The sequence below is a fragment of the Pleionea sediminis genome (assembly GCF_007570825.1).
Taxonomy (GTDB): Bacteria; Pseudomonadota; Gammaproteobacteria; order Enterobacterales; family Kangiellaceae; genus Pleionea; species Pleionea sediminis.
On the sequence record NZ_SUNB01000026.1, the window covers coordinates 1 to 1,354 of the forward strand.

At 45.8% G+C, this 1,354-nt stretch carries 4 protein-coding genes; all 4 read right to left on the reverse strand.

The window, feature by feature from the left end; genetic code table 11:
• Positions 1–330, reverse strand: a 330-nt coding sequence (locus tag FAX86_RS22080) for a hypothetical protein (protein ID WP_205859291.1), incomplete at its 3' end; no start/stop codon positions are given.
• Positions 311–610: a hypothetical protein gene (locus tag FAX86_RS22085; RefSeq protein WP_144395668.1), complete on the reverse strand. Its 300-nt coding sequence runs from the start codon at positions 608–610 to the stop codon at positions 311–313. The genes FAX86_RS22080 and FAX86_RS22085, both read right to left, overlap by 20 nt.
• 11 nt (positions 611–621) lie before the next feature.
• Complete coding sequence (locus FAX86_RS22090; RefSeq protein ID WP_144395669.1) at positions 622–978, reverse strand: hypothetical protein; 357 nt, start codon at positions 976–978, stop codon at positions 622–624.
• Between the two features lie 9 nt (positions 979–987).
• Positions 988–1,354 (reverse strand): phage tail tube protein (locus FAX86_RS22380; protein ID WP_205859292.1); only part of this gene is annotated, 367 nt, incomplete at its 5' end.

Here is a 1,354-nt window from a genome sequence, read left to right on the forward strand (position 1 = left end):
GTCACCAATCTTTTCATTCACGTCTTTAAAAATGTCGGCCATTTTATCCGACGAAATGTTCACGGTACTGGCGGCGTAACTCCATTCACTCATCGCTTCAGATGACATATTCAAACCATCGGCAAGGCGTAACATTTCCGTGTTCGCTTGCAGCGTCGAACGGACAATCGCCGCACCACCAACCGCAAAACCTGCCGCCAGTGCAGCCGCCGCTTTACCGGATTTATCGACCACACCATCAAGATTGCGTTTGACTTTACCGAGCGCCTTTCCGGTTTTGTCTTTACCGATAATTTCAAAGGTGTATTGGTTACTGGCGAGTAGACTCATTGAGTTGTCCATTAATGATTTGCATGGCGGTTAAATACACATTCGGTTGCTCAGCAATGCCGCCGCTGATCAACAAATGATGATGTTTGTAATGGTTGAATAGATTAAGAAACTGCACCGAGCGATTGGAGACCATCGGTAGCAAACAGGTGGTTGACTCCACCACGATTTTCCCAGCACGTTTGACAATCCATTGTTCGATTGGTGCGGGATTGCGATCATCGCAATGTCGTCCCCACTGACACGTCTCGCAATTAAAGCTCTCTTTGTTTCGATTCACTTCAATTGCGATCAGGAGTTTTTTTCATCGTCCTCCGATAAATCCGAAATCGAATAAATTCGTTCAAAAACTTGCATCATCGCGTGCGCTGGAATGTACGCAAGATTGTCAATGGAAAACGGTAAGGGTTGTCCCGACTGATCCAGAATATTATCCCAACCAACCAGCCCAGCACCGAGCGCTAAACCGTAGGCTTCACCCGAAGGTTTTAATTTGCCATTTCGATACCGAATCGTGTCCGCACTCACTTCCATAAAGTTTAATTGGTTGAGTGGTTTCAATTTAAACTTAGCGGGATCCGCTTCGTTTTCTTGTCCAGGCAAAACAAACCACTCTTCCACCAAACCGGTATTAATCGATAAACTCATAAAAACTCCTTACGTAAATAAAATGGATAATTCATTGTCATTGGCATCGGTGCCAAAACTAATATCCAGCGTACGAATGCCATCGCGATCACCATCGGCGAGTTCTTGGTAATAGGTTTCCGGTAAATGCATTTCATAAATATTGCCAGGTGTTGTACCAATTGCTCCGGTAAAAATCTCGCGCTTGCTACCCGACTTCCAATCGCTAATAAAATCATGTTGAGAGGCGAGCACCATTTCCGGATCAAAGGAGCCCGTCACGTCCCGATCGGCAATACGAATTTCACCAAAGCCATCCGGCGCGGATAAATCGGGCGGCATCACAATCGAATTATTCAGATTGATCGACAGTGCAGAAATGACGGCAGGAAATCCC